This window comes from Salmonella sp. SAL4457 (assembly GCF_046548235.1).
GTDB lineage: Bacteria > Pseudomonadota > Gammaproteobacteria > Enterobacterales > Enterobacteriaceae > Salmonella > Salmonella enterica.
Genome location: NZ_JBGDZO010001374.1, coordinates 1 through 234, shown reverse-complemented (window position 1 = coordinate 234; position 234 = coordinate 1). Strand labels below are relative to the sequence as shown.

Here is a 234-nt window from a genome sequence, read left to right as displayed (position 1 = left end):
GCGCTGCAAGGGTTCGAGCGCCTGTTCGCGGCTCACCGCACGAGCGACGTCCAGTGCCACGATGTTGCTGGTACCCTCCCAGATCGACCCCAGGTGGGCGTCACGCACCAGCCGCGGGTCGCTCCACTCCTCGATGTAGCCGACCCCGCCGCGCACCTCCATGGCGTCGCCGGTGGCCCGTCGCGCATCGCGGCAGGCGCGGAACTTGATCAGCGGGGTGAGGATCCGCACGCA

Annotated in this window: 1 protein-coding gene; it reads right to left on the bottom strand. The window is 70.5% G+C overall.

Annotation, left to right across the window (positions count from 1 at the left end):
* The coding region (locus ACLJNW_RS28660; RefSeq protein ID WP_410962076.1) for an acyl-CoA dehydrogenase family protein at positions 1-234 on the bottom strand (234 nt) is incomplete at both ends.